Raw genomic sequence first — 26,344 nt, 5'->3', positions numbered from 1 at the left:
CCCGGAGACACCCATGCTAGGTAAAGCTCTAAAGGTTGCAGCCTTTGGTTTGTGCGCTGTTTTGCCGCTTTCTGCACATGCAAACAACTTCAACTACAACATGATGGAATTCCGCATGGGTACCAGCCCTGGTACGTTTGGTGGTGAAGTCACAACTTACTTCACCGAGAACACCCATTTCATTGGTCGTGCCGACAGTGAATTTAGCGGAGATTGGGACCTTGCCGGTGGTATTGGTTTTAACGGTCCTGCTGGACAGTTTGCCGATATTTACGGCCAAATGCTGGTTCACAACATCAAAAAAGAGAGTGGTGATCTTGTCGGTGACAAATGGAAGACCGAAGTTAACATCGGTACTCGTGTTTGGTTCATGCAGAACATTGAATTGCACGGCCGTATTGGTCAGTTAATCGATAATGATGACTCTGAGACCGTCTATAACCTAGGCGCCCGCTTCCACTCAACACAACAGTTGTCACTTGGTGCCGATTTAAAAAACAACGGTACTTACGGTCAGCAACTTGTGTTGTCAGCGCGTTTCGCTTACTAAGTTTAACTGGCAAAGCTCATGCACTGATACTGAGCTAACCAATTGAATAAACTAAAAAAGCCTCTCAGTTGAGAGGCTTTTTGTTATTCGATACGATATTTAGCGTCCAAGTATTGGATTACTTACCGCTTGGTTTGTTCTGAACGTATTTCTTAGATACATCCACAACCGCAACGTCACGGAAGAAACTACGACCCAACAAGATTGGGAACTTCATATGACCACGCTCAGTTAACGTAAACTCGGTTTGTTCTTTTAAGTCGCCAACTTGGATGTAGGCAACCACAACTGGGCGCTTGTCGACGTCTTCTGAAGAAGATTGACGAATTTTAGCCCAGCGCTCAACAGGCAGTTTGAACTCTTTGCTCGCCTTACCGTTGATGTCAATTTTGAACTGAACCCAATCTTTACCGTCACGCTCAAATGGAACCACTTCAGTCGCACTGATTGAAGATGTTGTTGCACCTGTATCAACGCGGCCTTTGAAAGTCTGGTTAATAGCAGGAATGTGCACCCACTCTTCCGCACCTAGAATCAGCATGCCATCAGGTGTTTTTTGTACCTTAGCTGGCTTTTTTGGTTTAGGCTCTGGCTTCTTCTCAGGTTTCGTTTCCGGTTTTGGTTCCGGCTTCACCTCAGGTTTTGGTTCTACTTCAGGTTTTACTTCCGGCTTTTCAACCGGTTGCTCCACGACTGGTTTTTCTGGCTCAACAGGCTCAGTGGTCGTCGGTGTCGACGTACAAGCGATAAGACTACCGCTCATCATTAGCGGCAGAATCAGTTTCCAGTTCTTCATTAACTCTCCCAATTAACGTTGAGATACTTTTTGGATCGCGTCAGCAACGTAAGGAATATGAGTTTCGGTCAAACCAGCGATGTTGATACGACCATCACCGACACCATAAATGCCATAATCTTCACGTAGTTGCGCCATTTGGTTTTCACTAAAGCCTAGCACAGTAAACATGCCTTTGTGACTCTCAATGAAATCAAATTGATCTGTATTATGGTTGTTTCTCAATTCGTTACACAAAGTTTGACGAAGATTCAGCAAGCGTTGCTGCATTTCGTTCAATTCTTGTTTCCAAACTGAAGTAAGGTTGGCATCTTGAAGAATGGTTTTCACCAATGCAGCACCGTGATCTGGCGGCATAGTGTAAGTTGAACGAGCTAACGTAAGAAGCTTACCTTTTGCATTCGCCACGTCTTGCGTGTTTTTACCGATCACAATTGCAGCACCAGTACGTTCACGGTACAAACCAAAGTTCTTAGAACACGAGGTTGTGATCAGCATTTCTTCAACGTTGTCAGCCATAAAGCGGAGACCTCTTGCGTCTTCCTCTAGACCATCACCAAAACCTTGGTAAGCAATATCCACAAATGGGGTAAAACCGTTCTTTTGTGAAAGCTCTGTAATTGCTTGCCACGCAGAGAAATCAATATCTGCACCCGTTGGGTTGTGGCAACAGCCATGCAGAAGCACGACGTCAGAAGGACCTGCTTTAGATAGGTCTTCTAGCATTTTCGCCGTATCAACTTGTTTCGTTTCTGGTGAGAAGTAATGGTAGAACTTCACCTTAAGCCCAGCCGCTTCCATCACTGGCTTGTGGTTTACGTAGCTTGGGTTTGAAATCCAAACCGTCGTATCTGGTTGTGCAACCTTCATTAGGTCACCCAGCATACGCAACGCACCACTTGCACCAGGCGTTTGAATCGCTGCCACACGATCTGTTGCTGACGTGCCCGTCAGAAGTAGATCGATCATGCTTTGGTTGAATTCTTCACAGCCTGCAAGCCCAACGTAGGATTTGGTCTTTTGGTTTTCGACAACCACTTCTTGTGCCATTTGAATGGCTTTCATGATTGGCGTTTCACCAGCGCTGTTTTTGTACACGCCAATACCAAGGTCAACCTTGTTTGGACGTTCATCGCCGCGGTATGCGACGGAAAGAGATAAAATAGGATCTAATACGGGAGTTGGTAGATTAGAAAACATGAAAGTCATAACCCTTTGAAATTCAAGTATCGAACCTCACGGTAACACTTTCGTTATAAATGGCGAAATGATTTTTCACACATTTCGCCAATTAGAGTACAAAATTCTGGTGCCTAGGGAATTTTATGAACTCAATCGGTCATAAAAAGAACGATTCACTCATTGAAGTTTGAATCTAGCTTGCCGTTTTTCCTAAATTCACGTGGCGTCATGCTCGACCAAGCTTTAAATCGTGTACTGAAGTTGGCGCCCGTTGGGTACCCTACTATTTCACCGATGTGCTGAATTGACCATTCTGTTGAGCGCAACAAACGCGCAGCATACTCCATTCGCATCCGAGTTAGGTGTGCCATTGGGCTTCGTCCAAACTGTTGTTGGGTCAAACGATGCAAGTGGGGTTCAGAACATGGGTACAAGGCTGCAAGTTGTTCTACCGTCCATTCTTTATGGAGCTGTCTCTGAACCAAATCAAACACGCGGCGCAACTTTAACTGGTTGCGTGATATGGAATCTGAGTGCGGCATATTCAGCATGAGCTCTAACTGGGCAACGCTGTGTGCACCGACTTCACCGCCGTAATCGATAGGTAAATTGATACTTCGCAATAGAGTCTGAATGCAGAAATACATCACTTCTGGTGCTGGTGTAAGTTGATACTCAACCTCGTCATTCACCATTGACCATTCTTTATCTTGGGAAAGAAACACCCACGCGATTTGCCACGTTTCGTCTTCCATTCCAAAGCCATTTTCGATACCTGCTGGCACGATCACTAACGATCCGGGCTCCAGTTCATAACGACAGGCTCCGCTCTCCAACCAGCCTTTGCCACGAACCGTGTACAACAACATGTGTTTCTTCTGGTTTTTTCGATAAACGGAAAAGAACTCTCGGCAAGTAGCGATTCCACATTGAACGATGCCTCTTTCTTCAAGAGCAAGCACGCGAGTGTGGTCGATGAACTCTTGATAGGTCTTATCTGAAATAGCGTAGCGTTCTTGTTTTTCTTCCATGGGACGACAACTCACAAATGCACTCAAGGCAAACGTGTTTTATCAAAGCATCGATAAAGACTGGATAGTTTGACAAAACTTTTGGATGTCTTCGAAAAATACACCGCCAAATCATACGGATAAACTACTCACATTGTTCTTAGAGGAGAAATGCGATGCTCTTAACACGTCAATACATAGACAAAGCATTTTGGAAAAAACTGATTGCGATCGGCGTCCCTGTGTCACTGAAATCCATGCTGTTTTCACTGCTCGGCGCGGTGGACATTTTTATGGTGAGCCAACTTGGTGAATCTGCAACGGCCGCGGTTGGCGTTGGTAACCGAATCTTTTTCTTTAACCTCGCCGTGGTGTTTGGATTGTGTGGCGCAGTGACGGTTTTAGCTTCTCAGTATTATGGCTCTGGAAACCTCTCTGGTATACGCAGAACGTTAGCGCAATCTTGGTTTATTTCGCTAGTGGTGACGTTGCCATTTATTTGGCTGTATGTGGTTTATGACACAGAGATAGTCTCTTTTATGGCGGACGATCCTGAGTATGTTGGCTATGCGAGAGAATACTTAGTAGTGACTGGCTTGAGTCTCATAGGCACCGCTGTCGTCGTTCCCATTGAGTCAGTGTTGAGATCCGTCGGTGAAGCGAAGATGCCAACTTACGTCAGCATTGCTGCCATCGTTGTGAATGTCTTCCTCAATGCCGTTTTAATCTTTGGCTTACTCGGATTTCCACAATGGGGGGTGTTTGGGGCTGCTGTCGGTACTTTTATCTCACGCTTTTTCCAAACTGCGGTGCTGGTTTACTTCTTTTGTCGCCGATATTCACATCTGCTCCCTACTCGCTCAGACCGGCTTGAAGGCACAGTAAAGAAGTACCGAAACAAATATTTCAAAGTCTCAATGCCAATGCTTATCCATGATGCATTGTGGACTGGCGGCTTGATTGTCTACAGCATCATTTACGGCCAATTAGGCGTAACTGAACTGGCGATTATCTCGTTCCTATCACCCATTGAAGGTGTGTTGATTTCAACCTTTATGGGATTTGCTGTTGCAGCCTCTGTACTTTTGGGTAATGACATTGGCGCTCAAGAATATGACCGTGTAGAGAAAACCGCTTGGTGGTATGTGTTTACCAGTGCTGTACTCGCAACGATATTATTCTTAGTTGTTTGGGCATGTTCACCATTGATTTTGAACTTGCTGGAGATGAGTCCGCTTACCGATAAGCAAATGGCACTGAATGTATGCTTGGTGTTAGCACTGGGTATGATTCTTCGAGTATTCAACATGGTCGGTATTGGCGGCGTGTTGAAAAGTGGCGCTGATATTCGCTATAGCATCTTCATTGACACATTTGGTCAATGGGCGATTGGCATTCCGCTCACTTACTACACCGGGATGGTGTTAGGTTTACCGCTGCATTGGGTGTTGATGTCGCTACTGGTCGAAGAATTAGTAAAAGGCATTCTAACGACTCACCGAATTCAGTCTAAGCGATGGATTAATAACATGGTTGATGATGACGCTAGCGTGACAGCGTAACTATGAGATTATGCTATGGTTATACAACTAAGAGCTAAAATAACTCTTTGTTTTTAAGGAATAGCTTTAAAGAACTCACACCAAAAGGGCACATTCGAAATATCCGAATGTGCCCTTTTTATATTTGGTTTTTCTTGAGTTGGAACCTTTAAAGCTCAGTAAATCGATGGATGATTTGATTCGAGCTACCTCGCCATTCTAGATTGAGGTCTCGTTTATCTTGCTCGTATTTGCCATCGATTAATGTGTCGATGTATTGCGTCACTTCACGCTGCGCATCGTCTAGCTCTTCAAGCGTGTAACCTGTCCAAACCCAAATATCTTTGCCTGGGCACTCTTCTCTTACGCGTTTTACAAGCTTAAGAATGTGCGGCACGTTCGCTGGATGCAAAGGATCACCACCAGACAGAGATAAACCACGGTGTTTGATACGCGTGTCGTTTAAGTCTGCAATGATTTTGTCTTCCGCCTCTTGCGTGAAAAACACACCAGAATCCAAACGTTGCGTCGACTGGTTATAACAGCCGCGGCACTGGTGTACACAGCCCGACACAAATAGTGTGCAGCGTGTACCTGGTCCGTTAACAACGTCGATCGGATAGTATTGGTGGTAATTCATAATCGTGCCTTGTTTTGCTGGCTAGAAAAGAAAATCAACCCACGACAGGTTGATTTTCATTATTGGGTTTGAGCTTAAGTAAACTTTACAGGTGCTTAACTCGACGCTTCACTTCTTCTTGCTTACCGAAGTTAAACGGACGCGCATCTGGGCTGCCTAGGTAGCCACAAACGCGGCGTGTTACTGACACTTTGGTTGAGTCATGGTTGCCACAGCTTGGGCAAGTGAAGCCTTTACTAGTACAGTCAAACTCGCCGTTGTAGCCACACTCGTAACACTCATCAATTGGCGTGTTAGTACCGTAGTAAGGTACGCGGGTGTAACTGTAGTCCCATACGTTTTCTAGTGCTTCAACGTTACGTTGCATGTTTGGGAACTCGCCGTAACAGATAAAGCCGCCGCTTGAGATTTCTGGGTAAGGCATCTCAAAGTCGATCTTGTCATATGGGTTCACCTTCTTCTCAACATCTAGGTGGAAGCTGTTGGTGTAGTAACCTTTGTCTGTTACGCCTTTAATTACGCCGAACTCTTTAGCGTCGATGCGGCAGAAACGGCTACATAGGTTTTCACTTGGCGTTGCGTATAGGCTGAAACCGTAACCAGTATCTTCTGCCCAACCGTTTACTGTGTCTTTCAGGTGCTTGATGATTGCTACTGCTTTTTCACGCAGAACAGCGTCATCGTAAACGTGCGCTTCTGTACCGAATAGCGCGTTGATTGTCTCGTGTACACCGATGTAACCAAGAGAAATAGACGCACGACCGTTCTTGAAGATATCTGCGATTGAGTCGTCTGCTTTCAGACGAACACCACACGCACCTTCCATGTAAAGGATCGGAGCAACACGTGCTTTCACGTTTTCTAGACGAGAGATACGTGTTTCTAGTGCTTTACGTGCAAGGCGTAGGCGATCGTTTAGAAGCTCGTAGAATTTCTCTTCACTGCCGTTTGCACGAATAGCGATACGAGGAAGGTTCAAGCTTACTACGCCAAGGTTGTTACGACCTTCGTGAATCAGCTCGCCGTTTTCTTCGTAAGTACCAAGGAAGCTACGACAGCCCATCGGTGTTTTGAATGAACCCGTTACTTCCACTACTTTGTCGTAGTTAAGAATGTCTGGGTACATACGCTTAGACGCACACTCAAGCGCAAGTTGCTTGATGTCGTAGTTTGGATCTTCTGATTTGTGGTTCAAGCCATCTTTGATGCCGAATACAAGTTTAGGGAATACCGCTGTTTTACGGTTCTTACCTAGACCTGCAATGCGGTTCTTCAGAATCGATTTCTGGATAAGACGTGATGCCCAGCTTGTACCAAGACCAAAACCGAACGTAACGAATGGTGTTTGACCGTTCGCCGTGTGTAGCGTGTTTACTTCGTATTCTAGAGATTGGAACGCGTCGTAACACTCTTTCTCAGTGCGTGCTTTTGCGAACTCTTCTGGCTCAGCAATGTTCCACTCTTTTGCGATCTCTAGGTGTTTCTCGTAGCTTGTGATTACGTACGGTTCTAGAACTTCATCAATACGGTTAATGGTTGTACCGCCGTAAATGTGGCTCGCTACTTGAGCAATGATCTGTGCCGTTACTGCTGTTGCAGTAGAGATTGATTTTGGCGTATCAATCTCAGCGTTACCCATTTTAAAGCCGTGCGTTAGCATGCCTTTAAGATCGATAAGCATACAGTTAAACATTGGGAAGAACGGTGCGTAATCCAAATCGTGGTAGTGAATGTCACCTACTTCGTGCGCTTGAACCACATCGCGAGGAAGGATATGTGTCTTCGCGTAGTGTTTCGCAACGATACCAGCCAACAAGTCACGTTGAGTCGGAATTACTTTACCGTCTTTGTTCGCGTTCTCGTTGATTAGGTCTAGGTTACTTTCTTCAATCAGGCCTTCGATTTCGCGAGTGAGTGCGCTTTGCTTCTCACGAGCGATGTCGCGATCGTGGCGGTATTCAATGTAAGAACGTGCTAGGGCTTTGTAAGGACCTTGCATGAGTTCATTTTCGACTAAGTCTTGAATCTCATGAATGTGAACCTCATCGTGATCCTGAAGCTGTAACTCAACTGCCAGAGCAACATTTAGTGCATAAATGGCGACATCTTTGTCTTTGTTTTCCGCTGCGGCTTCTACTGCTGCTTGGATACGATCCCTGTTGAACGGAGCTCTTGAGCCGTCACGCTTGATTACGATTGGTTTCACTTTTTCTCCTTACCCCAAAATACTCACAGACTTATCCACAAATACACTATATGGGGTTGTTTCTTATTCTGATGACACAATATATTGTGGCGTATTTAACGAGAAGCACCAATTGAAAACATTGATTTTGATCAATAAAAAATGGGTAGCGAACAAGAACAAATCGATCTTATTGGCGTTGATCTCAGTTGCGAAGAAAACTGTGAAAATTGCAAAATTGGAGCGAAATCCACTTGCTTTTTTTCGAGGTCTTATAGGATAAAGGATGGAAAGGAATGCGCTAAATAATAGGAGTGCAACAGACCAAAATGCGATCACTTTTTGTCACGACGATATTACTTTTTAGTTCTTTTTCATTTGCTCAAAATTCCGTCAACTTAACCAGCTGGAATATTGAATGGTTATCTATAGATGGTGGAAAAGTGTCGAGAACACCACAAGATTTTGAAAAGCTGAACCACTATGTGGATAAAACACAAGCCGACATTCTCGCTTTTCAAGAAGTCGAGAGTGCCGCTGCTGTCCAAAAAGCCGTTGGCAATGACTTCACTATTTATCTTTCCGATCGTTCAAACGCCTCTAACCGACACCTTCAGTTCAATGACACCAATCAATACACAGGTTTTGCGGTACGTAATGGTACGAGCATGTTGGACAAGCCAGACTTTTCTATCACACGAGGTAACAGCAAGCTCCGCTTCGCTAGCTACCTTGTTTTGAATCCAGACCAAGATAACGAAACTCACCTACTCTCTGTGCACCTAAAAGCTGGTTGCAGTGGTGCGTATCGCAATAACCGCGATTGTAAGATAGTGAAACAACAGGGACAGGCACTAGCCAAATGGATAAAAGCGCGTGAGGACAACAAACAACAATATGTAGTGCTTGGCGACTTTAACCACAATTTGGGTTATCGAGGAGATTGGTTATGGGAAGTGCTATTGGACAATACCGATGCAAAGCTAGTGACCAAAAATACCAAAGCGGAATGTAAAGTGCGTTCTAATCGTAATCCGAAGAAAACTCACCAATTCCGCTCTGTGATCGATCACATCATTGTGAGTGGTGACTTAAAGGCGTCGTCTGGTGTTCAAACCGTTTTCAAAACACAAGATGTGCTCGACTACAAACTGAGTGATCATTGTCCGGTTTCTACGACACTCACTTTTTAGAATTGAAGTACTCTTTTTGCGTTGAAGAACTCTTTAGCCGCGAACAATTGTTTTAGCGGTGAATGACCCAACCAACATTGCCGCTATAAAGAGCAGAACTTGTGTGTTGCCAGTAAAGAGGCTGGCAACCGCAGGACCAGGACACACGCCAAGTAAGCCCCAACCAATACCAAACATTGCCGCACCGCCAACTAACCTTTTGTCTATCGCTTTAGAAGTTGGACAAATAATCTCATTACCAAACACAGATTCACTTCTTGGCTTTATTAATAACAGATAAGCAGGACCGAACACCGCAAGTGCTCCCCCCATAACGAAGGCTAAGCTTGGATCCCATTCTCCGGTAATATCTAGGAAGCCAATCACTTTTGCCGGATCAGCCATACCGGAAATCACCATACCAATGCCAAAAAGCGCACCAGAAAATGCGACAATGAAAATTTGTTTAATACTTTTCATTACGTGAGTTTTCATAACGACCCTATTCCTCACGATACCAGTAAGACGGTTAACATGGCTGTGGCCATAAAAGTACACGTCGCAACGACGGAACGGACAGAGAAACGCCCCATCCCACAAATGCCATGACCACTTGTGCAACCATTACCAATACGCGTACCCACCCCAACAAACAAACCAGCTACTACAACCAAACCAAGATTGCCGCTGTACTCAGTTGGTACATGCCCGCCAAGAACATAAACGGCAAACACACCACCCAATGCCATCGCAATTAAAAACACAATTCGCCAAACTCTGTCGGCATTCTCAACAGCGCCATTTAATATCCCGCTGATTCCCGCGGTCTTGCCATTGAAAAGCATCAATACTACCGCTGATGCGCCAACCATGACCCCGCCCAAAAGCGACACCCAAGGAACTTCAAACATAACAACCACCTGTATAAAGTTTTGAATTACTGCTTACAGAAAACTTGGTTAAACGCTTCGATCAGCGGAGCGACTCTTCCATCAGAAATCGAATAGAACACCTGCTGAGAAACCTTTCGAGCTTTGATGATGTCGTGTTTTCTCAATACGGTGAGGTGTTGTGAAAAGGCTGATTGGCTTAATGTTGAGCCTTCAAACAGTTCACCGACCCCTTTTTCGCCTTCAATTAGCTTGCACATCACGATTAAGCGCTCCGGATGAGCCATAATTTTAAGTAGCTCACTCGCTTCGGTCGCGCTTTGTAGCATACTGTCGCCCATTCTTATGCCCCTTCATCAATACGTTAAGTTTCATTAGATATTACTAATTAACATTATTAAGTCAATGCTAATGTAGTTAAATTAACATTAGACATAGCTAAATTAAATAAGTAAGGTGTAGGCGTTTTCGATCATTCAGTAGGAGAAGTCCATGAGCAAAATCGTGATTATTGGTGGTGTTGCTGGCGGTGCATCTGCAGCAGCTCGCGCTCGTCGTCTTAGTGAAGACGCAGAAATCATCATGTTTGAACGCGGTCCATTTGTATCATTAGTTAACTAGATGATGGACGACATAGAAGTTAATTTTAAATTGCTCTTAATATCATCTTAAAAACAAACAAAAGTTCACTTGTTTTTGAGTGTATTGTTATTTGTTTTTAACTCGCTTAGTTGGAGTGTCTATATGACCAAAATTATCATTGTCGGTGGTGTAGCTGGCGGTGCATCAGCAGCAGCCCGCGCTCGTCGTTTAAGTGAAGATGCAGAAATTATTATGTTCGAACGAGGAAGTTTTGTGTCTTTTGCTAACTGTGGCCTTCCCTACCACATCGGTGGTGACATCAAAGATCGCAGTAAATTATTGCTACAAACACCAGAAAGCTTTTTAGCACGTTTCAACGTTGATGTTCGTGTAATGAATGAAGTGGTATCGATAAACCGACAAGACAAAACTGTCATAGTAAAAAACCTTCTTGATGGCTCAGAATACGAAGAAACATACGACTTCTTATTACTTAGCCCAGGTGCAGGCCCGATCGTTCCACCAATTCCTGGACTAGATAACCCACTAACGCACTCACTACGTAATATCCCTGATATGGATCGGATTATTGAAACGATCCAGATGAACAAGCCAGAGCATGCCACCGTTGTCGGTGGTGGTTTTATTGGCTTAGAAATGATGGAAGCTTTCTATCAACTAGGCATCAAAACTTCGCTAATTGAAATGGCTGACCAAGTGATGACACCTGTGGATCGTGAAATGGCAGGATTTGCGCATGCCGAAATTCTTCAGAAAGGCATCGACCTAAAACTTGGTGTCGCCCTTGAAGCGGTTGAATATATCCCAAACAAGCACATGGCAACCGTTGAAGCAGGTGAAAGCGAAATGCACCAACGTATTGAAGGCGAGTTAAAGCTCAAGCTTAATAATGGTGAAGAGCTGACAACAGATATCTTGATCATGGCGATTGGTGTTCGTCCTGAGACAAAACTTGCGCAAGAAGCAGGGCTTCAAATTGGTGCTCTAGGTGGTATTTATACCAATGAATACATGCAAACTAACGATCCTACAATTTATGCCGTTGGGGATGCCGTTGAGGAAAAAGACTTTGTTACGGGCGAACAAACACTTGTTCCATTAGCAGGCCCTGCTAACCGTCAAGGCCGCATGGCGGCAGACAACATGCTAGGTCGTCAAGAAACTTACCAAGGTACGCAAGGCACAGCTATATGTAAGATCTTTGATTTAGCCGTAGCATCTACTGGTAAAAATGAGAAACAATTGAAACGTGACAACATCACTTATGAAAAAGTCTACGTGCACACAGCAAGTCATGCGAGTTACTACCCTGGCGCAGAAATTGTTTCATTCAAAATGCTGTTTGACCCAACAACTGGCAAAATCTTTGGTGCACAAGCCGTTGGTAAAGATGGTGTCGATAAACGCATTGACGTAATGGCGGTAGCTCAGCGTGCAGGTATGACTGTGGAACAGTTACAACATCTAGAGTTAACTTACGCGCCCCCTTACGGCAGTGCAAAAGACGTAATAAACCAAGCTGCATTTGTAGCAAACAACATAATCAAAGGTGATGCAATTGCAATTCACTATGATGAAATAGATACCTTAACTGAAGACCAAGTGCTGCTTGACGTTCGCAACCCAGGAGAACTTGAAAGTGTTGGCTCTATAAAAAATGCAATTAACATTCCTGTCGATCAATTGCGTCATCGTATGCACGAACTTCCAAAAGACAAAGAAATCGTGATTTATTGTCAAGTTGGATTACGTGGTAACGTTGCGTATCGCCAACTTGTCAACTCAGGCTTTAAAGCTCGCAACCTGCTTGGTGGTTACCGTACTTACAAGTTTGCGAGAGCTTAATACCACCGAGAACGCTATTCATTTTTGAGTGGAACACAAAACAAAGTCTTAGAATTAAAAAAGCGAGCCTCAAGGCTCGCTTTAATTTCTTTATTTGATAGTCATTGAATTTAAAGTCTACCGTCAATTAGGCGCACTCCGACTCTAAGTTTTTATTAAACTTCAACAAGCCTAAAATAAGAAGTTAATTTTGGCATAACCAGCAATGACTCCGCAAATAATTTAAATACAGCCCGCATTACAAAAAATATTAATAATATAAACAACCCAACATCGTTTTATTTATAAATAAAATTCAATCGATTCCATCTTATTTATACCATAAGAATAATTTTACTTAACTTAGTTACGATCTTTAAATAACTGATATATATGCACTAATGCTGCATGCGTAGGTAAGTGTTGTCACTGAACTAAAAATTATGAAGCGATAATTTAATGTTTTAGGCAACATTTGCACTGTCTCCGAACGCATTCGGTATATTGTTTTGGGTTTAATTACAATTTATTTTATGTATAAAGTAAATTTAGATATAGCGCAGATTTATAATAATGGTTATAATATAAAAATAAGTAACAAGCGGATACTACAATCCCCAATTTGTCCCAAATAGTAGATTTCCGCAACTTAAGCCTCCCCCTGGGGGTACGTTGCGCTAACATGCTCCGCAGTTAGCGCTAGAATCCAAAGATACTCGCTGTGACTTAAACCTAAAATAATAATAAGAGTCATATAAAATGAATAATTATGAAAAAGAACTAGAACATCTAATTGTAGCTATAATTAAAAAACTAAATAGGAATAACAAGCAAGAATTAAAGAAGTTAATAAACATCACTAAGCTTGAACCTGACACTCTTAAGGTTGTGATCTCTATACTTATGCCTAGTTATGAAGAATGTCAGAATTTAGCTACTGAAGAATTCTACAATGATGCAATACAACTCATTACATCTTCGATCTACATTGCTCGCAACCCTGATTTATTTGAAGAAAAAAAGTGTCTTGAATATGCGTTCAAGACAACTGCATTGATCATTGCTTCAATTAAAAAAGATCGCAAAGCAACTGAAGATTTATACGTTAAGTCAGTCAAAACAAATTTGACTCAAGCTGAATACGACAAACTCCAACATCTACGTAAATCTCTAAATTACTCATCAATAGCAGCATTCATAAGAGACGCGGCTATACAAGCACTAGATGTAAAACCTCAGCAAGACAACGCGTTTCAACAGTACTTTGAGGAAACATCAAAGCTATCTAAAGCAATACGTGACATCGCAGAAAATCTTGACGATAAGCAGTCTACTAACAAACTACACGCACAGCTTAAAGCTTTAAAGAAACAAATAGACAGCACACGTAAACTAGCGGTTGATTCTCACTCTTCAGTAACTGCAAAGATACTTGCTAAAAAACACCTATCCGCTCGTCAACTGGAAATCTTACTTAAAGAAAAGCTAGAAGAAGAAAAGAACCAATAACCCTTTATATACCCTCTCTATGCAGAGAGAGGGTTCTCTACTTATAATAATAACGAGAACTCTAAACATGATTATTACAGAACTTGAATGTACAAGAAGCAAACAAACAGAAAAAGACGTAGAACACCTTGTAGAATACGGCGCTAAACAAAATGACGTAAAGAACCTAATCAGATATGGCGCTGGCAAAACAAAAGACGCCCCTGCCTCTGAAGGTGGCTCCTTTTTCATCTGCGCCAACGAGATCGACTGCATTGACGCAGATCTAGGCGATGAAGCAACAAGCATCGATTGGCACGACGCTATTACAGAGCTGCAAAGTAGCTACAAGCACAACCCTGCTGTTAAACACCCATTCCGCCACTTCGTAATCTCTATTGGTGAAAATGAGTCTTTAGCAGATAAGCAATGGCGAAGAGTAGCAAGAGAAACAATGTCTCATCTCGGCTACAACAACGCACGCTACATCGCTTTCAGACATGCTGATACTGAAAACAGTCACATTCACATCACCGTAAGCACGCAAGATTTGTCAACAAACAAGGTGATATCTAACTGGTTTTCTATAGAAAGAGCCCAGGAGATGATGAGAAAATTTGAGAAAGAATTTGGCCTCAAGGAGCTAGAAAATTCACGAGATGCAATTTCAAACAATAATGTGCTAGTCAGCGACTTACATACTCCTGAAAAAGTCAAGATGATGATGAGACGACTCGTAGATAATGCAATTGGCAACATGGAAAAGCGCATACTAGCTTTTGAAAAACTGCCCGCAATTCATCCCGTCAAAGCAGATAACGAAAAGCATATCTGTCGCTCTCTGCCACTTTTTAAGTCTTATTTAATGTGTGAAGGTATAGAGATTACACTTAAAGAAGATGTAAAAAACGGTAAGTTCATCGGTCTCATCTATCACTTCAAAGACTATTCAATTCCAGCAGGAAAGCTACGCTCTGGCAATAAATATACAATTGGCGGACTCATTAGAAGGGGCGTGCTGGACGAAAGCTCTCATTTAATTTCTAGCTACGATGCTGAAATGACAGAACAAATGAAAGCACAAATAGATACTGATTACGAAATTTTCATTGCAAGAAGAAAAGAAGCTGAACATAAAGCTGAGAAAGTGAAGAACACCATGAAGGATTGGGATAAACAAGAACACGCTTTACTCATATTTTCAGCTCATAAACGCTACGAAAAAGAAGTGCAAGAAGCCCTCGACTACTGGCTATATCACGGAAAACAAATCAAGAACAAACGAATGCGTCCTGTTTTACATGCCACTTACGAGATGGAAAAAGGCATACATAAAGGCTCAGGCAAACTTACTAAATTCCTAGAGTTACTTTTGATTATTTTTTTTGAAATGAGCAAAAAGCAAAGATGGGATTTGCGCATTACCGTAATTAAAGCTGATGATGACATTGACAGTTTGCAAGATAGATTAGATGTCGAAATTCACAACAACGATCATGTAAATATGATTTTGGCGCATGAGGAACACATGAAAAAGGCATCTAAAGAGAGAGTAAATAATCTAAGCTTATAATCCAAAAGAACACAGCTCCCAGCATAAGAATCACAGGGAGTTATGTTGGCAAGCAAGTTCATCACAATTCATCATTAGTTAATGAAAAGATTATCTAATGCCACACGCCTTTTCTCAAAAAGAAAAAATCGCAAACAAAACAACCATTTAAAACAAACCCATCGTCATGTTCATTAAGAATCATCAAGAAATAATGAAAAGATTTACTTATACATAAGTTTCTTATTTAGATTCTCATTGTGTAATCAAACATCTAAGCTTTAAAATAAAAGAGACATCAAAAACTATATTGCAAATCTAAATATAATGTTATAATTTAATTATAAGTTAAAAATAACCATAATAATAAATATAATAATATGAACATTTTTAAAAAAATAAATAATGAATTAACTGATAGCCTTACAGTTACACCTAAACGGAAAAAACACCCTATTCCGCGCTTTCAAAAAAATAAAAGCGGCAAGATGCTTTACATCATTGTTCGAGATCCCGAGTTGAAAAACTCTAGCGGCAATGCAACGCATATAACATTAATAAAGCTACCTATCAACGCCCCCACATGCCCACGCTCTATAAAAGACTTAATTGCAAATTACGGCACGGAAGAAGCCAGATCTGGAAAGTACGAAATAACTGGGCATAACTTTGAAGAAATTATGTCTCACTTCAAGCCCGCTAATTCGCTATACAAGAAGTACAGAAAAGAAGAATTGCATGAAAAGCAAAGTGTTGTTGTCAATTCAAAAGAAGAGCAAGTCTGTAAGATTGCAGCATTGATACATCAGGCATCAGATGCTTTTGACGCTCTGGAGAGTGAAGATGAGATTGATGTTCTCGAAGCACAAGAAATTCATCAAGCTTTATATAGAGTGCAAAACAGACTTAGAGCAGTAAGAATGACTGATATGTTTTACAACGAGTTTCTCTTTAAAGAAGATGATAAAAAAGCTATTGAGCATATGTGCAGTAAGCGTAAGTTTAATCTTGAAGACAAAGCAAGCTTGATGAGATTCGTTAATGTCGTTTCTAAGCTGACCCCTTTAAAGCATCGTAGCTCATCGAAAACTGCAACAAAAGCAGTAGCAGTAAGAAGAAAGATCGAAGAACTTAAACAAAAAGAAGAATAGAGCTAACAGCCCCAGGGCTGTTATTTTGTGCTTTGGCCCAGCTCGACTTACTAGTGCACAATGAAGTTACCCTTGACTGCGGGTAAATGCAAAACTACCCTTTCTCGGGTGTAAACGAGGAATTATTATGTTGATAACATCATCTAAACAGTTAGCAATTCATCTACGTGACGAAAGAAAAAGCAAGAATCTGTCTCAAGTCAAAGTTGCCGACCCTGTAGGCCTAAAACAAGACACTGTTTCTAAGTTTGAGGTTAACCCAGAGACCACCAGAATTCAGACGCTATTTCGCATTTTATCGTCGCTAAATTTGGAAATGCATATTGTTCAGAAAGGCGAAAGCATCTATTCAAACCCTGATGATGATAACGAAGAGAAATGGTGAGTGAAGCAATGTCTTGTTTAACATTTAACTTGTCACAGTTTTGATTGTACTTGTATAAGAAAGAACAAGCGCCCAATTTGAGCGCTTCTCATTTTATGTTTTATAAGTTATGCAAAGATTTAGATGCCCTATTAGTTGTAGTGAAGACGATGGCGTGTTTAAAACCTTCCCAGACACATTATATCTACCTATGACGATGAAATCGTATACTTACCTAAAGGGCTTCCCTCTTCGTATCTTGGCATGATGCAAACTACAAATATGTTTGGAATACTGTTTTCAATTTCTTCTAGCTTTTCATATACAAGCGTTTGTTCTTCTTCACTACACAATACATCTGCATTCCATACGTCTTTGAACTCACCTAAGCAGTTTTCTTTGAACATTATTGATGCTACTGCTGTTTTCTTCTGAGGTGACTTATCTATGTTTATAAAGAACTCACGATGTAAGTCAATTTTCTCATATGTACTCAGTTCTGTATTGTTTTCATAGTCGTCAAAGTGATCAAAATCATCAACGTCAAATTCATCATCACACTCTAAATCTTCATAGTCATAATCAGGTTCAAAGCGAGAGAAAATTCCTGTTACAGCCATAAACACTGCTTCTTTCAATTCTTCATCAGTTGCATTTTCATATTGCGTTACAACTGGGTTTACAGTCCCATCAAGAACTAACTTGAGCATGATTGATAGCTGTAAACTTTGCCATTGTGGTACGTACTTTCTAAGGTATTCAACCGACTTTGCCGCAGCTTGTTTTTGGAATTCTCTTGTCAAGCCCTCTGTACCACAACCTAATTGCCCTGCTTTAAACATATTATGGGTATATAGAAATTGGTCATAATCCCAGATCCCCTGTAAGTAAAGAGCGGCAGCACATGTACGACGTGCATACCAATAAGCCATGAACACTTCAGGTTTTGGCTGAGGGTTATCATCAATAAAAACGCCTAAATCGTTGTATGCGTCAACAAAAGCAAAGTCTGTGTGGTGTTTTCGCTTAACCAGCTTAGCTAGATCTTTTTTAAAAAATGAGAACATTTTCGTACCTTAAAATTTGGACGCGCGGATAATACGCTCTTTTTTAGAAAATGCTACTAAATGCCTATAGCTAATTGTTCCCATTGTTTCTCTATTCTTACGGCCAATGGGTGCGACAACCACGCTGGCCTGATACGTTAAGCTCTTATCAAGAACTCCCCAATCACAATTCACTTTTAATTGATACCTGACCCAAAATGGTTCATACTTCGCCCAAATAAAAAATAGTAATAATTTCATGGATAATCTCAACTACGCACAAAAGCAGAGACTCGCCTACATTGACTTTAAGTTAATGTTTGTTGGTCACTTTATGCGCTCAGAAGTCGTCGAGCACTTTAAGATGGGGCTATCTAACGCGACTCGTGACATCAACCTCTATAAAGAATTAGCGCCCAACAACCTCGTCTACGACAACGCTGAGAAACGCTATTTTCAAACCAATACGTTCAGCCCGTTGTTTAACCACAATGCAACAGAAACGCTCGGTAAATTGGCAAATAAACTGGCAGGTGAAGACAGCGTGATCAACGGCTTAGGCATCCCGTTCGAAACGCCTAGTCAACTCAATGTTCCTAACATCAACATTATCTCTGTTCTGACGCAAGCAGCACTGAACGGTAAAGCCATAAAAATTAACTACGTATCTATAAGCAGTGGTGAGAGCAATCGAACCATCATCCCACACTCGCTTATTGATAATGGGCTACGTTGGCATATCCGTGCTTACGACTGCCATAGCAACCAATTTCGTGACTTCGTGATATCACGAATTACCAAGGCAGCATTGCTAGACCAAGAGATTAGTAATGAACAAACCATGCTCGCTGACAAGCAATGGCTGCGATTTGTTCCACTAGAGCTAGTGCCTCACCCTAAAAACATCGTGCATCCTAAAGCTATTGAACTCGACTATTCGATGAATGGCGGGATGTTAAAGCTTGAAGTTAGGGCCGCACTTACTGGGTATCTGTTACGTCGCTGGAATGTAGATTGTTCGGAAAATGCTACTCAACGAAGTGCTGAGCATCAATTATGGCTTGCAAACAGACCAACATTATATGGTGTCGATAATCTCCACCTTGCATCTGGTTATAATGACGAAACCACCCCGACTTCCAAAAATGAAGCAATCCAACTCAATTAGGATACGAACATGACTGAATATAAAAAATATCTTGGCGATCTGATCGGTGGCAGCCTAATGATAAAAGAGAGTCAGTTGATTGCGGATTTGCTGCTTACTCAACCAAGTAAAGAACAGTGGGATGATGCGATCGTGAATCAAAACATCTTACAAAAACGCTCCCCAGCTTCAGCCAAACGTAATGCTTCAACCATCAAAAAACGCATTGGCTCCCTGAGTAACGAGTTTTTGTCTGCCTTAGCAAATGCCAACCATGAGGCAGCAGCCCAATTGATGATGGCGGCCACTCTTATTAATTCGCCTCTCTTAGCGGATTTCATGCGAACCGTCGTTATGGACGCGAAACGCATGTATAGAGAAAGCATCGACAGCAAAGATTGGGAATACTTCTGGGAAGATAAATGCCGCCTCTATCCAGAGTTTGCTGAGATGTCTGAATCATCGACTTATAAGATTGCACAAGTCGCATTTAAAGTTATGACTGACGGTGGTTTTCTGGAAAGTACAAAATCTAAGGTTTTAACCAATATCTACATAGAGCCTGATGTTCGTTCACTCCTCATAGAAATGGACCAAGAAGACATTATCCAAGCGATGGAGGCTTACTGATGAAGCAATTACAACAACGACTCGATTCCATCCAAGAACGTTTAGAGAGCGAAGGCTTTCTTCAAAATAAAGAACTTGGCGGTGAGATCGGTTTCTACATTTTCGATTACAAACCAGAGCATGAAATCGCCGTGCGTGAACATATCGCCATACTCGAAAAGAAACTGAGCAATCGTGGGTATACGTTCGCGAGCATTAACTTATTCGAAATGATCGTGAAACTTTTAGAGTCGCGCCGCCTCCTTGATAAAGCATTTAAAATGCAGTTTGAAAAAGGTGATGATGCCCTTTTCAAAGCGCTAAAAGGTCCTTTAGAACAAAACCGAGTCGCAGAGTTTATCGTCAATGAAGCAAACATCGACAACTGTGATTTTATCCTACTTTACGGTTTAGGCAGTGTATGGCCTATCGTTCGCGGGCACGGACTACTCAATGCTTTACACGCTAAAGTTGGTCAAGTGCCTACCGTCATGTTCTACCCAGGAGAATACGATGGTGCTGCGCTAAAACCATTCGGGCGCGTCGAATCAAATAACTATTATCGCGCTTTTAAGCTCGCATAATTCAATTAAATAATGTGCTACTGGTTACAAAGTGCCGTAACCCATCACACAACCAAATTAAAATAAAGTTTAGCTAGGAAACCATCATGCAGTTACAGAAGCTATTTACTAAAGATATTACCCGCCCTATCAATGGCGTGGTAAAAGCCGATCAAGTTGAAAATGATACCGTCTTTGTCGAATTAGACGAATACGTGATCACTGCCGAGCTTAAGGGTCATATTGAGCAGTTCTTCAAATATTACATGCCATCAGTCGATGATCCTAAAAAAGCATCAATGACAGGCAAATCTGGCATTTGGGTTTCAGGCTTCTTCGGCTCTGGTAAATCGCACTTCATTAAAATTATGTCCTACTTGCTAAAGAACGTAGAGACAAACCATGATGGCGAAAGCAAACGTGCAATCAACTTCTTCGAAGAAAAACTTGAAGAAGACCAGATGCTACTTGGTGATATGCGTCGTGCAATCAACAAGGAAAACAACGTCATTCTATTTAACATCGATAGCCGCGCCGATACCGATGATAAAGAAGATGCCATCCTGAAAGTATTCCTCAAAGTATTTAACGAGAAAATGGGATACTCAGGCGATCACGCTCATATAGCCGATCTTGAACGAGATCTGGATGCTCGTGGCAAACTACAAGAATTTCACCAAGTATTTGAAGAGTTGTCAGGGTCATCATGGCTAGAAGAACGTGACTCTTATGACTTTTACCGCGATGACCTTGCCGCAGCCTTTGCCCAAGTGACAGGACAGTCCGAAGAAGCAGGTCGCCAAGCTATCGAGCGTCTAGAGAACAACTTCAGCCTAGACATCCAAAATTTCTGTAAGTGGGTAAAACAGTACCTTGACGGCAGCCCAGAGCGTCGTATTCACTTCTTCGTGGATGAAATTGGTCAATATATTGGTCAGAACACGCAGATGATGCTAAAGCTACAAACCATCACAGAAAACCTTGGCACCATTTGTGAAGGCCGTGCATGGGTTGTGGTTACATCTCAAGAGGATATGGATGCTGTACTGGGTAAAATGCAAGAAGGCTCTCGTAAGAATGACTTCTCGCGAATCCAACAACGTTTCGACCGCATCTCTCTTTCAAGTTCAAACGTTAACGAAGTGATTGAAAAACGTCTGCTCGACAAAACAGAACCAGCCAAAGCAGCGCTGGCGCAATTGTATAATGAGAAAGGCGATATCATTCGTAATCACCTAAGTTTTGAGCGCACAAACAAAGCGGAATTCTCTAACTTCACAGGAACAGATAACTTCATTTCAAGTTACCCGTTTGCCCCGTACCAATATAACCTTGTTCAAAAGGTATTTTCTGGCATCAGTCAAGCTGGTGCAGCAGGTACACACCTTGCTAAAGGTGAACGTTCACTTATTGAAGCGTTCCAAACCGCAACAAATCAATTTGTGTCCGATGATATTGGTCGTTTGATCCCGCTATACAGTTTTTACCCGTCGATTAAGAAGTTCCTCGATACCGCTGTAGTACGCGACATTAACCAAGCGGCTGAAAAAAGCTCAATCAATACTTTTTCTGTTCAAGTTCTGCAAACGTTATTTATGATCCGCTACGTTGATGAGATGAAATCCACCATCGACAACATTATTACCCTATGTATTAATGAGGTAGATCAGGATGTACGTGAACTTCGTGTAGACATCACTAACAGCCTAGATGCACTAGAAAACAACAACCTGATTGCTCGTCAAGGGGATGAATACATCTTCCTGACCAATGAAGAAAAAGAAATCGAGAAGGAAATCCAAAATACAGAGATCGAATCCTCTGACGAAACAGCAGAGTTAAGCAAAATCCTTTTTGAAGAGATCTTAAAAACGAACAATAACTACCGTTACCCAGAAAACAAGCAGGACTTCCCTGTTTCACGCTTCTGTAATGGTCAACCATTTGACCGCACGACGGATAACGACCTGTTATTGAAAGTGATCTCACCTATCGATTCTAGCTATTATGAAATGAACGATGCGGTTTGTGGCAACGAGTCATCCGACTCCATTCTACTCAAACTTAAAGACCAAACTCGCCTGTTCGGTGAGCTAGGCACTTACATCCGTACTGCGAAATACACCAAGCGCAACGCAGGTCGTGACGCAGAGATGGAAGTTTTGATTCGAGCAAAAGCGGCGGAAAACAGTGCTCGTCGCAAACAAATCGTTTCAGAACTAGAAGAACTCATCAAGCAATCAGATTTCTACGTTTTAGGTCAAAACTACACCACGAAAGGTACAACCCCAAGTGCCATTGTTGATAACGCCTACTGCCATGTTATTGAGAATACGTTCAGTAAACTAAAATACGTTAAACCGTATAACGGTGATATTCGCCAGCAAATTCAACAAACCCTAATTGTCGACGATCTAAGCCAGATGAACATCGATTTAACTGACGTTGAAGCCAACCCTCGTGCCATCGCTGAAATGGAACAACATATCGCAATCAGTGATGAATATGGTCGCCCTATCACTGCGGGTGACATGGTGAAGAAGTTCTCTCGTCGTCCTTATGGTTGGAATGATAACGAAATCATTCTAATGATTGCCCGTTTAGCTGTCGCAAACAAGTTGACACTGCAAGCGAACCAACAAGATGTGGCTCTACGCAGTGCGTTTGAGCATCTCGATAAAACGGCAAAACGAGCAAACCTACGCATTCGCCGAGTTCAACAACAATCGGAAGCCAACCTAAAGAAAGCGGCAGGCCTTTATAAAAGCATTTTCGAGAAAAATGCACCAACAACAGAAAAAGAGTTGTTTGAACAAGCAAGCGTTCTTTTGAAAGGCAAGCTAGCAAAACTCAAGGATTTCAAAGCAAAATCAACCACAGGTTACTTCCCTGGCACAAACGAAATCGAAGATGGCATTATGCTGCTCTCTGCCCTGCTTGAACAACAAGGCAGCTACAAGTTCATTGATGAGTTACTTCGCAAAGGTAACGACTTAGAAGATTTTGTCGAAGATTTCGAAGATCTCGAAACGTTTTACGAAAAGCAATTCTCAACTTGGCAAACACTCGCAAACGCGTTGAATGTCGAGTTCGCAAAAAACCGCTACCTACTAGAAACTTCTGAGCAAGCAAAATCTGCACTGGATAAGCTAGAAGCGATTTACAAGGATAAGCGCCCTTACGGCAAAATTCGCAATGTTCAAGGCTTAATTGAAGAAGTACAAGCAGTAAATAGCGAGCTTCTTGCCAATAGCCGACGTGTTGCCGCAACCAAACTACAAACGGCAATTGAAGATGTTCAACAACATATTTCTGAAGCAAAAGCACCTGACACCATCAGTAATAATGCGCTTCGACCGCTTCAATTGTCTCTTCAACGTTTGGACAAACTAACGAGCATTGCAGAAGTTAATGAAGAAGTACGTAATTCAGATGAGTTAGTCGAACAAGCTGAGCAGATCATTAATGCTTACATTGACCAACAAGCGAAAGCAGCAGAGCAAGCTAAACGTGAGGCAGAAAAAGTAACAACAGCCACTAATGGTAACGGCACACTTGATTTACAGCCAAGCGATGCCGATAGCTATGGTGCAACCACGGCTACTGATACGCTAAAGGTTGCTGAGCCATCAATAGCAAAACCAAAAGCTAAAAAAGTTGTCACTTTTGATACAGGTTCAATCTTCAAAGAGCTTGGCGATAGCAGCTACCTTGAAACAGAAGCGGAGCTAGAAGCCTACCTGTCGGCACTAAAAATACAATTATCCGACTTAATTGCGTCTAATCACAAAGTTCGAATTAAATAGCCTAGTAATAATTAAGGCTTATTAAACAGGATTACCACACTCTCTAAGTGTGGTAATCCTTATAATTTAACGTCAATTGACTACTCAAACGATAAACAACATGAATAGTGCTCAATCGCCATTACTAAATTTAGGCTTAGACTACCTAAAACAAATGACAAATGCCTCCAACGCAACGTTTCATGACGGTCAATGGGAAGCAATTAGTGGGCTTGTAGAAAGACAAAATCAGCTACTCGTCGTTCAAAGAACTGGTTGGGGTAAAAGTGCGGTTTACTTCATCGCGACAAAACTACGCCGTATGCAAGGTCACGGGCCTAGTATCATTATATCGCCGCTTTTATCTTTGATCCGAAACCAAATTGAAAGTGCGGCTAAACTCGGCCTCAATGTCGTCTCATACAACTCTTCCATGAATCAGTATGAGAAAACCCATGCTGAGCGTCAGATCCTATCTCGCACAGTGGACGCAATCATCATTTCACCTGAGCAATTAGGTGATACTAAATTTGGTCAGGAAATTCTGCCTCAAATCGTGAATAACATTGGCTTGTTCGTGGTAGATGAAGCTCACTGTATTTCCGACTGGGGACATGATTTCAGACCTGATTACGGGCGAATTGTGCGTGCAATCCAGTTTATGCCGCGCAACATGCCTGTGCTTGCAACGACAGCTACCGCCAATAACCGAGTCGTCACCGATGTCCAAAGCCAGCTCGGAGATAGACTCCAAGTAATTCGTGGATCTTTAATGCGAAGCTCCCTTAATTTACAAACCGTTCGTATTCGAAGCAAATCCCAGCGTTTAGCGTGGCTGGCAGAAAATCTGAACCGTCTAAATGGTTCAGGAATCATCTATTGTAAAACAACCAAAGATGCCAATATCGTTGCAGAATTTTTACAGGCTCAACATATTAATGCACAAGCCTATCACAGTGATATTGAAAGCCAGAATAAGCCTATTTTAGAACAAGCGCTGCAACAAAATCAGATCAAGGCCCTTGTTGCAACATCTGCGTTAGGAATGGGATTTGATAAACCCGATTTGGCATTTGTTATACACTTTCAAGCACCTGGTAATATCGTCGAATATTATCAGCAAGTAGGTCGTGCAGGTCGTGGGATCGATAACGCTCTAGGCATACTCATGATTGGCGAAGATGACGCTCGCATTCAGCAGTTTTTCATTAAAAATGCCTTTCCAAAAGAAGAACAAATTAACGCTTTCCTTACACTAGTGGCAAGCCATAATGGCATCAAGCTCGCAGAGCTAGAAAAGCACATGAACTGCTCAAAAGGCAAACTGGAACACATCATTAAGTTTCTAACCTCTGAGTTCCCATCTCCAATCATGAAAGATGGCACGATGTACTATCGCACAGCTTCTGATTACAGTTTGCCTCATGATAAAATTGAGAGATTAAACAGCCTTAAAGAAGATGAGTGGGAACGACTGCTTACTTACTTCAATGGTTCACTAAACCGCTGCTTAATGCAGATTCTAGGTGCAGAGCTAGACGACCATGACATTCAAGCATGCGGAAAATGTGAACATTGCAATCCGACAAGCAAATTACCTGAAACGGTAACTCAAGATTCAATCATAAAAGCAGCCGACTTTCTACGTAACCGCTATATCAAGCTAGAGCCAAGAAAACTTTTCGGCGCATCAAGCGATTCAGTCCGAAGCGCTTTTCCCATCTATCGTTTTCCGTATAGAAACCCCAACCTTTTATGTGATAGAGGTTGGGCAATGTCGACTTGGAGAGATGGGGGCTGGGGCGATATGGTTGCACAGGGCAAGTTTAATGGGGCGTTCAGTGATGAACTCATCGCCCCAATGGTAAAAATGCTCAATACCGTTCCCTATGAGCTAAGGCCAACATGGATAACGTACGTGCCATCACTTAGACACCCTACTCTAGTGAAAAACTTTGCCCACAAGCTGGCTGCCGCACTTGGAGTACCGTGTCAGGATACCGTTTCGATATCCGAACTTCGACCTGAGCAAAAAACGATGGAAAACAGCTATCACCAAAGTAGAAACCTAGATGGTGCATTTCATATAGATTCAAGTAAACTGTATGGATCACCAGTATGGCTACTCGATGATGCAAGTGACTCTGGCTGGACCTTTACCGTTATTGGAGCACTATTAAGAAGACTTGGCGTACCCAAAGTGGTTCCGATTGCTCTAACTAGCACTAAAAACAACCAATAGAATG

Annotated in this window: 23 protein-coding genes and 1 pseudogene; 14 read left to right on the top strand and 10 right to left on the bottom strand. The window is 42.1% G+C overall.

The window, feature by feature from the left end; all coding sequences use genetic code 11:
• Positions 1 to 13: 13 nt before the first annotated feature.
• Positions 14 to 550: a hypothetical protein gene (locus KIV40_RS15090; protein ID WP_285349995.1), complete on the top strand. Its 537-nt coding sequence runs from the start codon at positions 14 to 16 to the stop codon at positions 548 to 550.
• A gap of 118 nt (positions 551 to 668) precedes the next feature.
• Here KIV40_RS15090 and KIV40_RS15085 read toward each other — a convergent pair whose 3' ends face one another.
• From KIV40_RS15085 to KIV40_RS15075, 3 genes are all read right to left on the bottom strand, one after another.
• Positions 669 to 1,346, bottom strand: coding sequence for an ATP-dependent zinc protease (locus KIV40_RS15085; RefSeq protein ID WP_134977097.1), 678 nt, complete (start codon positions 1,344 to 1,346; stop codon positions 669 to 671).
• Positions 1,347 to 1,358: 12 nt separating this feature from the next.
• Positions 1,359 to 2,546, bottom strand: a complete 1,188-nt coding sequence (locus KIV40_RS15080; RefSeq protein ID WP_285349992.1) for an amino acid aminotransferase — start codon at positions 2,544 to 2,546, stop codon at positions 1,359 to 1,361.
• 155 nt (positions 2,547 to 2,701) lie between these two features.
• Complete coding sequence (locus tag KIV40_RS15075; RefSeq protein WP_134977095.1) at positions 2,702 to 3,559, bottom strand: AraC family transcriptional regulator; 858 nt, start codon at positions 3,557 to 3,559, stop codon at positions 2,702 to 2,704.
• 155 nt (positions 3,560 to 3,714) lie between these two features.
• Between KIV40_RS15075 and KIV40_RS15070 the strand changes: the two genes are divergently transcribed.
• Entirely contained in the window at positions 3,715 to 5,100 is a 1,386-nt protein-coding gene (locus KIV40_RS15070; RefSeq protein WP_285349989.1) for an MATE family efflux transporter, read from the top strand.
• 148 nt (positions 5,101 to 5,248) lie between these two features.
• Here the strand turns inward: KIV40_RS15070 and nrdG are convergent, their stop codons facing one another.
• Together nrdG and nrdD are read right to left on the bottom strand one after the other, a co-directional pair.
• Positions 5,249 to 5,719 (bottom strand): anaerobic ribonucleoside-triphosphate reductase-activating protein, encoded by a 471-nt coding sequence (gene nrdG, locus KIV40_RS15065; protein WP_285349988.1) that lies wholly within the window; start codon positions 5,717 to 5,719, stop codon positions 5,249 to 5,251.
• 85 nt (positions 5,720 to 5,804) lie between these two features.
• Positions 5,805 to 7,925 (bottom strand): anaerobic ribonucleoside-triphosphate reductase, encoded by a 2,121-nt coding sequence (gene nrdD / locus KIV40_RS15060; protein WP_045376731.1) that lies wholly within the window; start codon positions 7,923 to 7,925, stop codon positions 5,805 to 5,807.
• 308 nt (positions 7,926 to 8,233) lie between these two features.
• Here nrdD and KIV40_RS15055 point away from each other — a divergent pair, with 308 nt between their 5' ends.
• Complete coding sequence (locus tag KIV40_RS15055; RefSeq protein ID WP_285349986.1) at positions 8,234 to 9,097, top strand: endonuclease/exonuclease/phosphatase family protein; 864 nt, start codon at positions 8,234 to 8,236, stop codon at positions 9,095 to 9,097.
• Between the two features lie 33 nt (positions 9,098 to 9,130).
• Here KIV40_RS15055 and KIV40_RS15050 read toward each other — a convergent pair whose 3' ends face one another.
• The 3 genes from KIV40_RS15050 to KIV40_RS15040 are packed head-to-tail and all read right to left on the bottom strand — an operon-like array spanning position 9,131 to position 10,307.
• Positions 9,131 to 9,571: a YeeE/YedE family protein gene (locus tag KIV40_RS15050; RefSeq protein ID WP_285349984.1), complete on the bottom strand. Its 441-nt coding sequence runs from the start codon at positions 9,569 to 9,571 to the stop codon at positions 9,131 to 9,133.
• Positions 9,572 to 9,585: 14 nt separating this feature from the next.
• Complete coding sequence (locus KIV40_RS15045; RefSeq protein ID WP_050905247.1) at positions 9,586 to 9,987, bottom strand: YeeE/YedE family protein; 402 nt, start codon at positions 9,985 to 9,987, stop codon at positions 9,586 to 9,588.
• Between the two features lie 26 nt (positions 9,988 to 10,013).
• Positions 10,014 to 10,307, bottom strand: coding sequence for a helix-turn-helix transcriptional regulator (locus tag KIV40_RS15040; RefSeq protein ID WP_005435229.1), 294 nt, complete (start codon positions 10,305 to 10,307; stop codon positions 10,014 to 10,016).
• Positions 10,308 to 10,458: 151 nt separating this feature from the next.
• On the opposite strand from KIV40_RS15040, the pseudogene KIV40_RS15035 reads away from it, so the two are divergent.
• From KIV40_RS15035 to KIV40_RS15010, 6 genes and pseudogenes are all read left to right on the top strand, one after another.
• A pseudogene (locus KIV40_RS15035) lies at positions 10,459 to 10,566 on the top strand (pyridine nucleotide-disulfide oxidoreductase); the annotation flags it as partial.
• Between the two features lie 144 nt (positions 10,567 to 10,710).
• Positions 10,711 to 12,414: an FAD-dependent oxidoreductase gene (locus KIV40_RS15030; protein ID WP_285349981.1), complete on the top strand. Its 1,704-nt coding sequence runs from the start codon at positions 10,711 to 10,713 to the stop codon at positions 12,412 to 12,414.
• A gap of 738 nt (positions 12,415 to 13,152) precedes the next feature.
• Complete coding sequence (locus tag KIV40_RS15025) at positions 13,153 to 13,902, top strand: hypothetical protein (RefSeq protein WP_285349980.1); 750 nt, start codon at positions 13,153 to 13,155, stop codon at positions 13,900 to 13,902.
• A 67-nt stretch (positions 13,903 to 13,969) separates the two neighbouring features.
• Positions 13,970 to 15,454 carry a relaxase/mobilization nuclease domain-containing protein gene (locus KIV40_RS15020; protein ID WP_285349979.1) on the top strand — a complete coding sequence of 495 codons (1,485 nt, stop codon included), beginning with the start codon at positions 13,970 to 13,972 and terminating at the stop codon, positions 15,452 to 15,454.
• A 359-nt stretch (positions 15,455 to 15,813) separates the two neighbouring features.
• A complete protein-coding gene (locus tag KIV40_RS15015) occupies positions 15,814 to 16,584 on the top strand; it encodes a hypothetical protein (RefSeq protein WP_285349978.1) in 771 nt (256 codons plus the stop codon).
• Positions 16,585 to 16,711: 127 nt separating this feature from the next.
• On the top strand, positions 16,712 to 16,969 hold the full coding sequence (locus KIV40_RS15010; RefSeq protein WP_285349977.1) for a helix-turn-helix domain-containing protein: 258 nt from the start codon (positions 16,712 to 16,714) through the stop codon (positions 16,967 to 16,969).
• Between the two features lie 188 nt (positions 16,970 to 17,157).
• Here KIV40_RS15010 and KIV40_RS15005 read toward each other — a convergent pair whose 3' ends face one another.
• Complete coding sequence (locus tag KIV40_RS15005; RefSeq protein ID WP_285349976.1) at positions 17,158 to 18,015, bottom strand: hypothetical protein; 858 nt, start codon at positions 18,013 to 18,015, stop codon at positions 17,158 to 17,160.
• 9 nt (positions 18,016 to 18,024) lie between these two features.
• On the bottom strand, positions 18,025 to 18,255 hold the full coding sequence (locus KIV40_RS15000) for a hypothetical protein (protein WP_285349975.1): 231 nt from the start codon (positions 18,253 to 18,255) through the stop codon (positions 18,025 to 18,027).
• Here KIV40_RS15000 and KIV40_RS14995 point away from each other — a divergent pair.
• The 5 genes from KIV40_RS14995 to KIV40_RS14975 all read left to right on the top strand — a co-directional run bounded on the left by KIV40_RS14995 (position 18,254) and on the right by KIV40_RS14975 (position 26,340).
• Entirely contained in the window at positions 18,254 to 19,162 is a 909-nt protein-coding gene (locus KIV40_RS14995; RefSeq protein WP_285349973.1) for a WYL domain-containing protein, read from the top strand. The genes KIV40_RS15000 and KIV40_RS14995 overlap by 2 nt on opposite strands.
• A gap of 9 nt (positions 19,163 to 19,171) precedes the next feature.
• Entirely contained in the window at positions 19,172 to 19,771 is a 600-nt protein-coding gene (locus KIV40_RS14990) for a DUF1819 family protein (protein ID WP_285349972.1), read from the top strand.
• Positions 19,771 to 20,334 carry a DUF1788 domain-containing protein gene (locus tag KIV40_RS14985; RefSeq protein ID WP_285349971.1) on the top strand — a complete coding sequence of 188 codons (564 nt, stop codon included), beginning with the start codon at positions 19,771 to 19,773 and terminating at the stop codon, positions 20,332 to 20,334. Before KIV40_RS14990 ends, KIV40_RS14985 begins: the two co-directional genes overlap by 1 nt.
• Before the next feature lie 86 nt (positions 20,335 to 20,420).
• Positions 20,421 to 24,119: a BREX system P-loop protein BrxC gene (gene brxC / locus KIV40_RS14980; RefSeq protein ID WP_285349970.1), complete on the top strand. Its 3,699-nt coding sequence runs from the start codon at positions 20,421 to 20,423 to the stop codon at positions 24,117 to 24,119.
• A 100-nt stretch (positions 24,120 to 24,219) separates the two neighbouring features.
• Complete coding sequence (locus tag KIV40_RS14975; RefSeq protein ID WP_285349969.1) at positions 24,220 to 26,340, top strand: RecQ family ATP-dependent DNA helicase; 2,121 nt, start codon at positions 24,220 to 24,222, stop codon at positions 26,338 to 26,340.
• The last annotated feature ends 4 nt before the right edge of the window (positions 26,341 to 26,344 follow it).

It is taken from the genome of Vibrio sp. D173a (genome assembly GCF_030248475.1).
The sequence above is the reverse complement of the archived record's forward strand: the minus strand, read 5'-3'. Positions and strand labels throughout refer to the sequence as shown.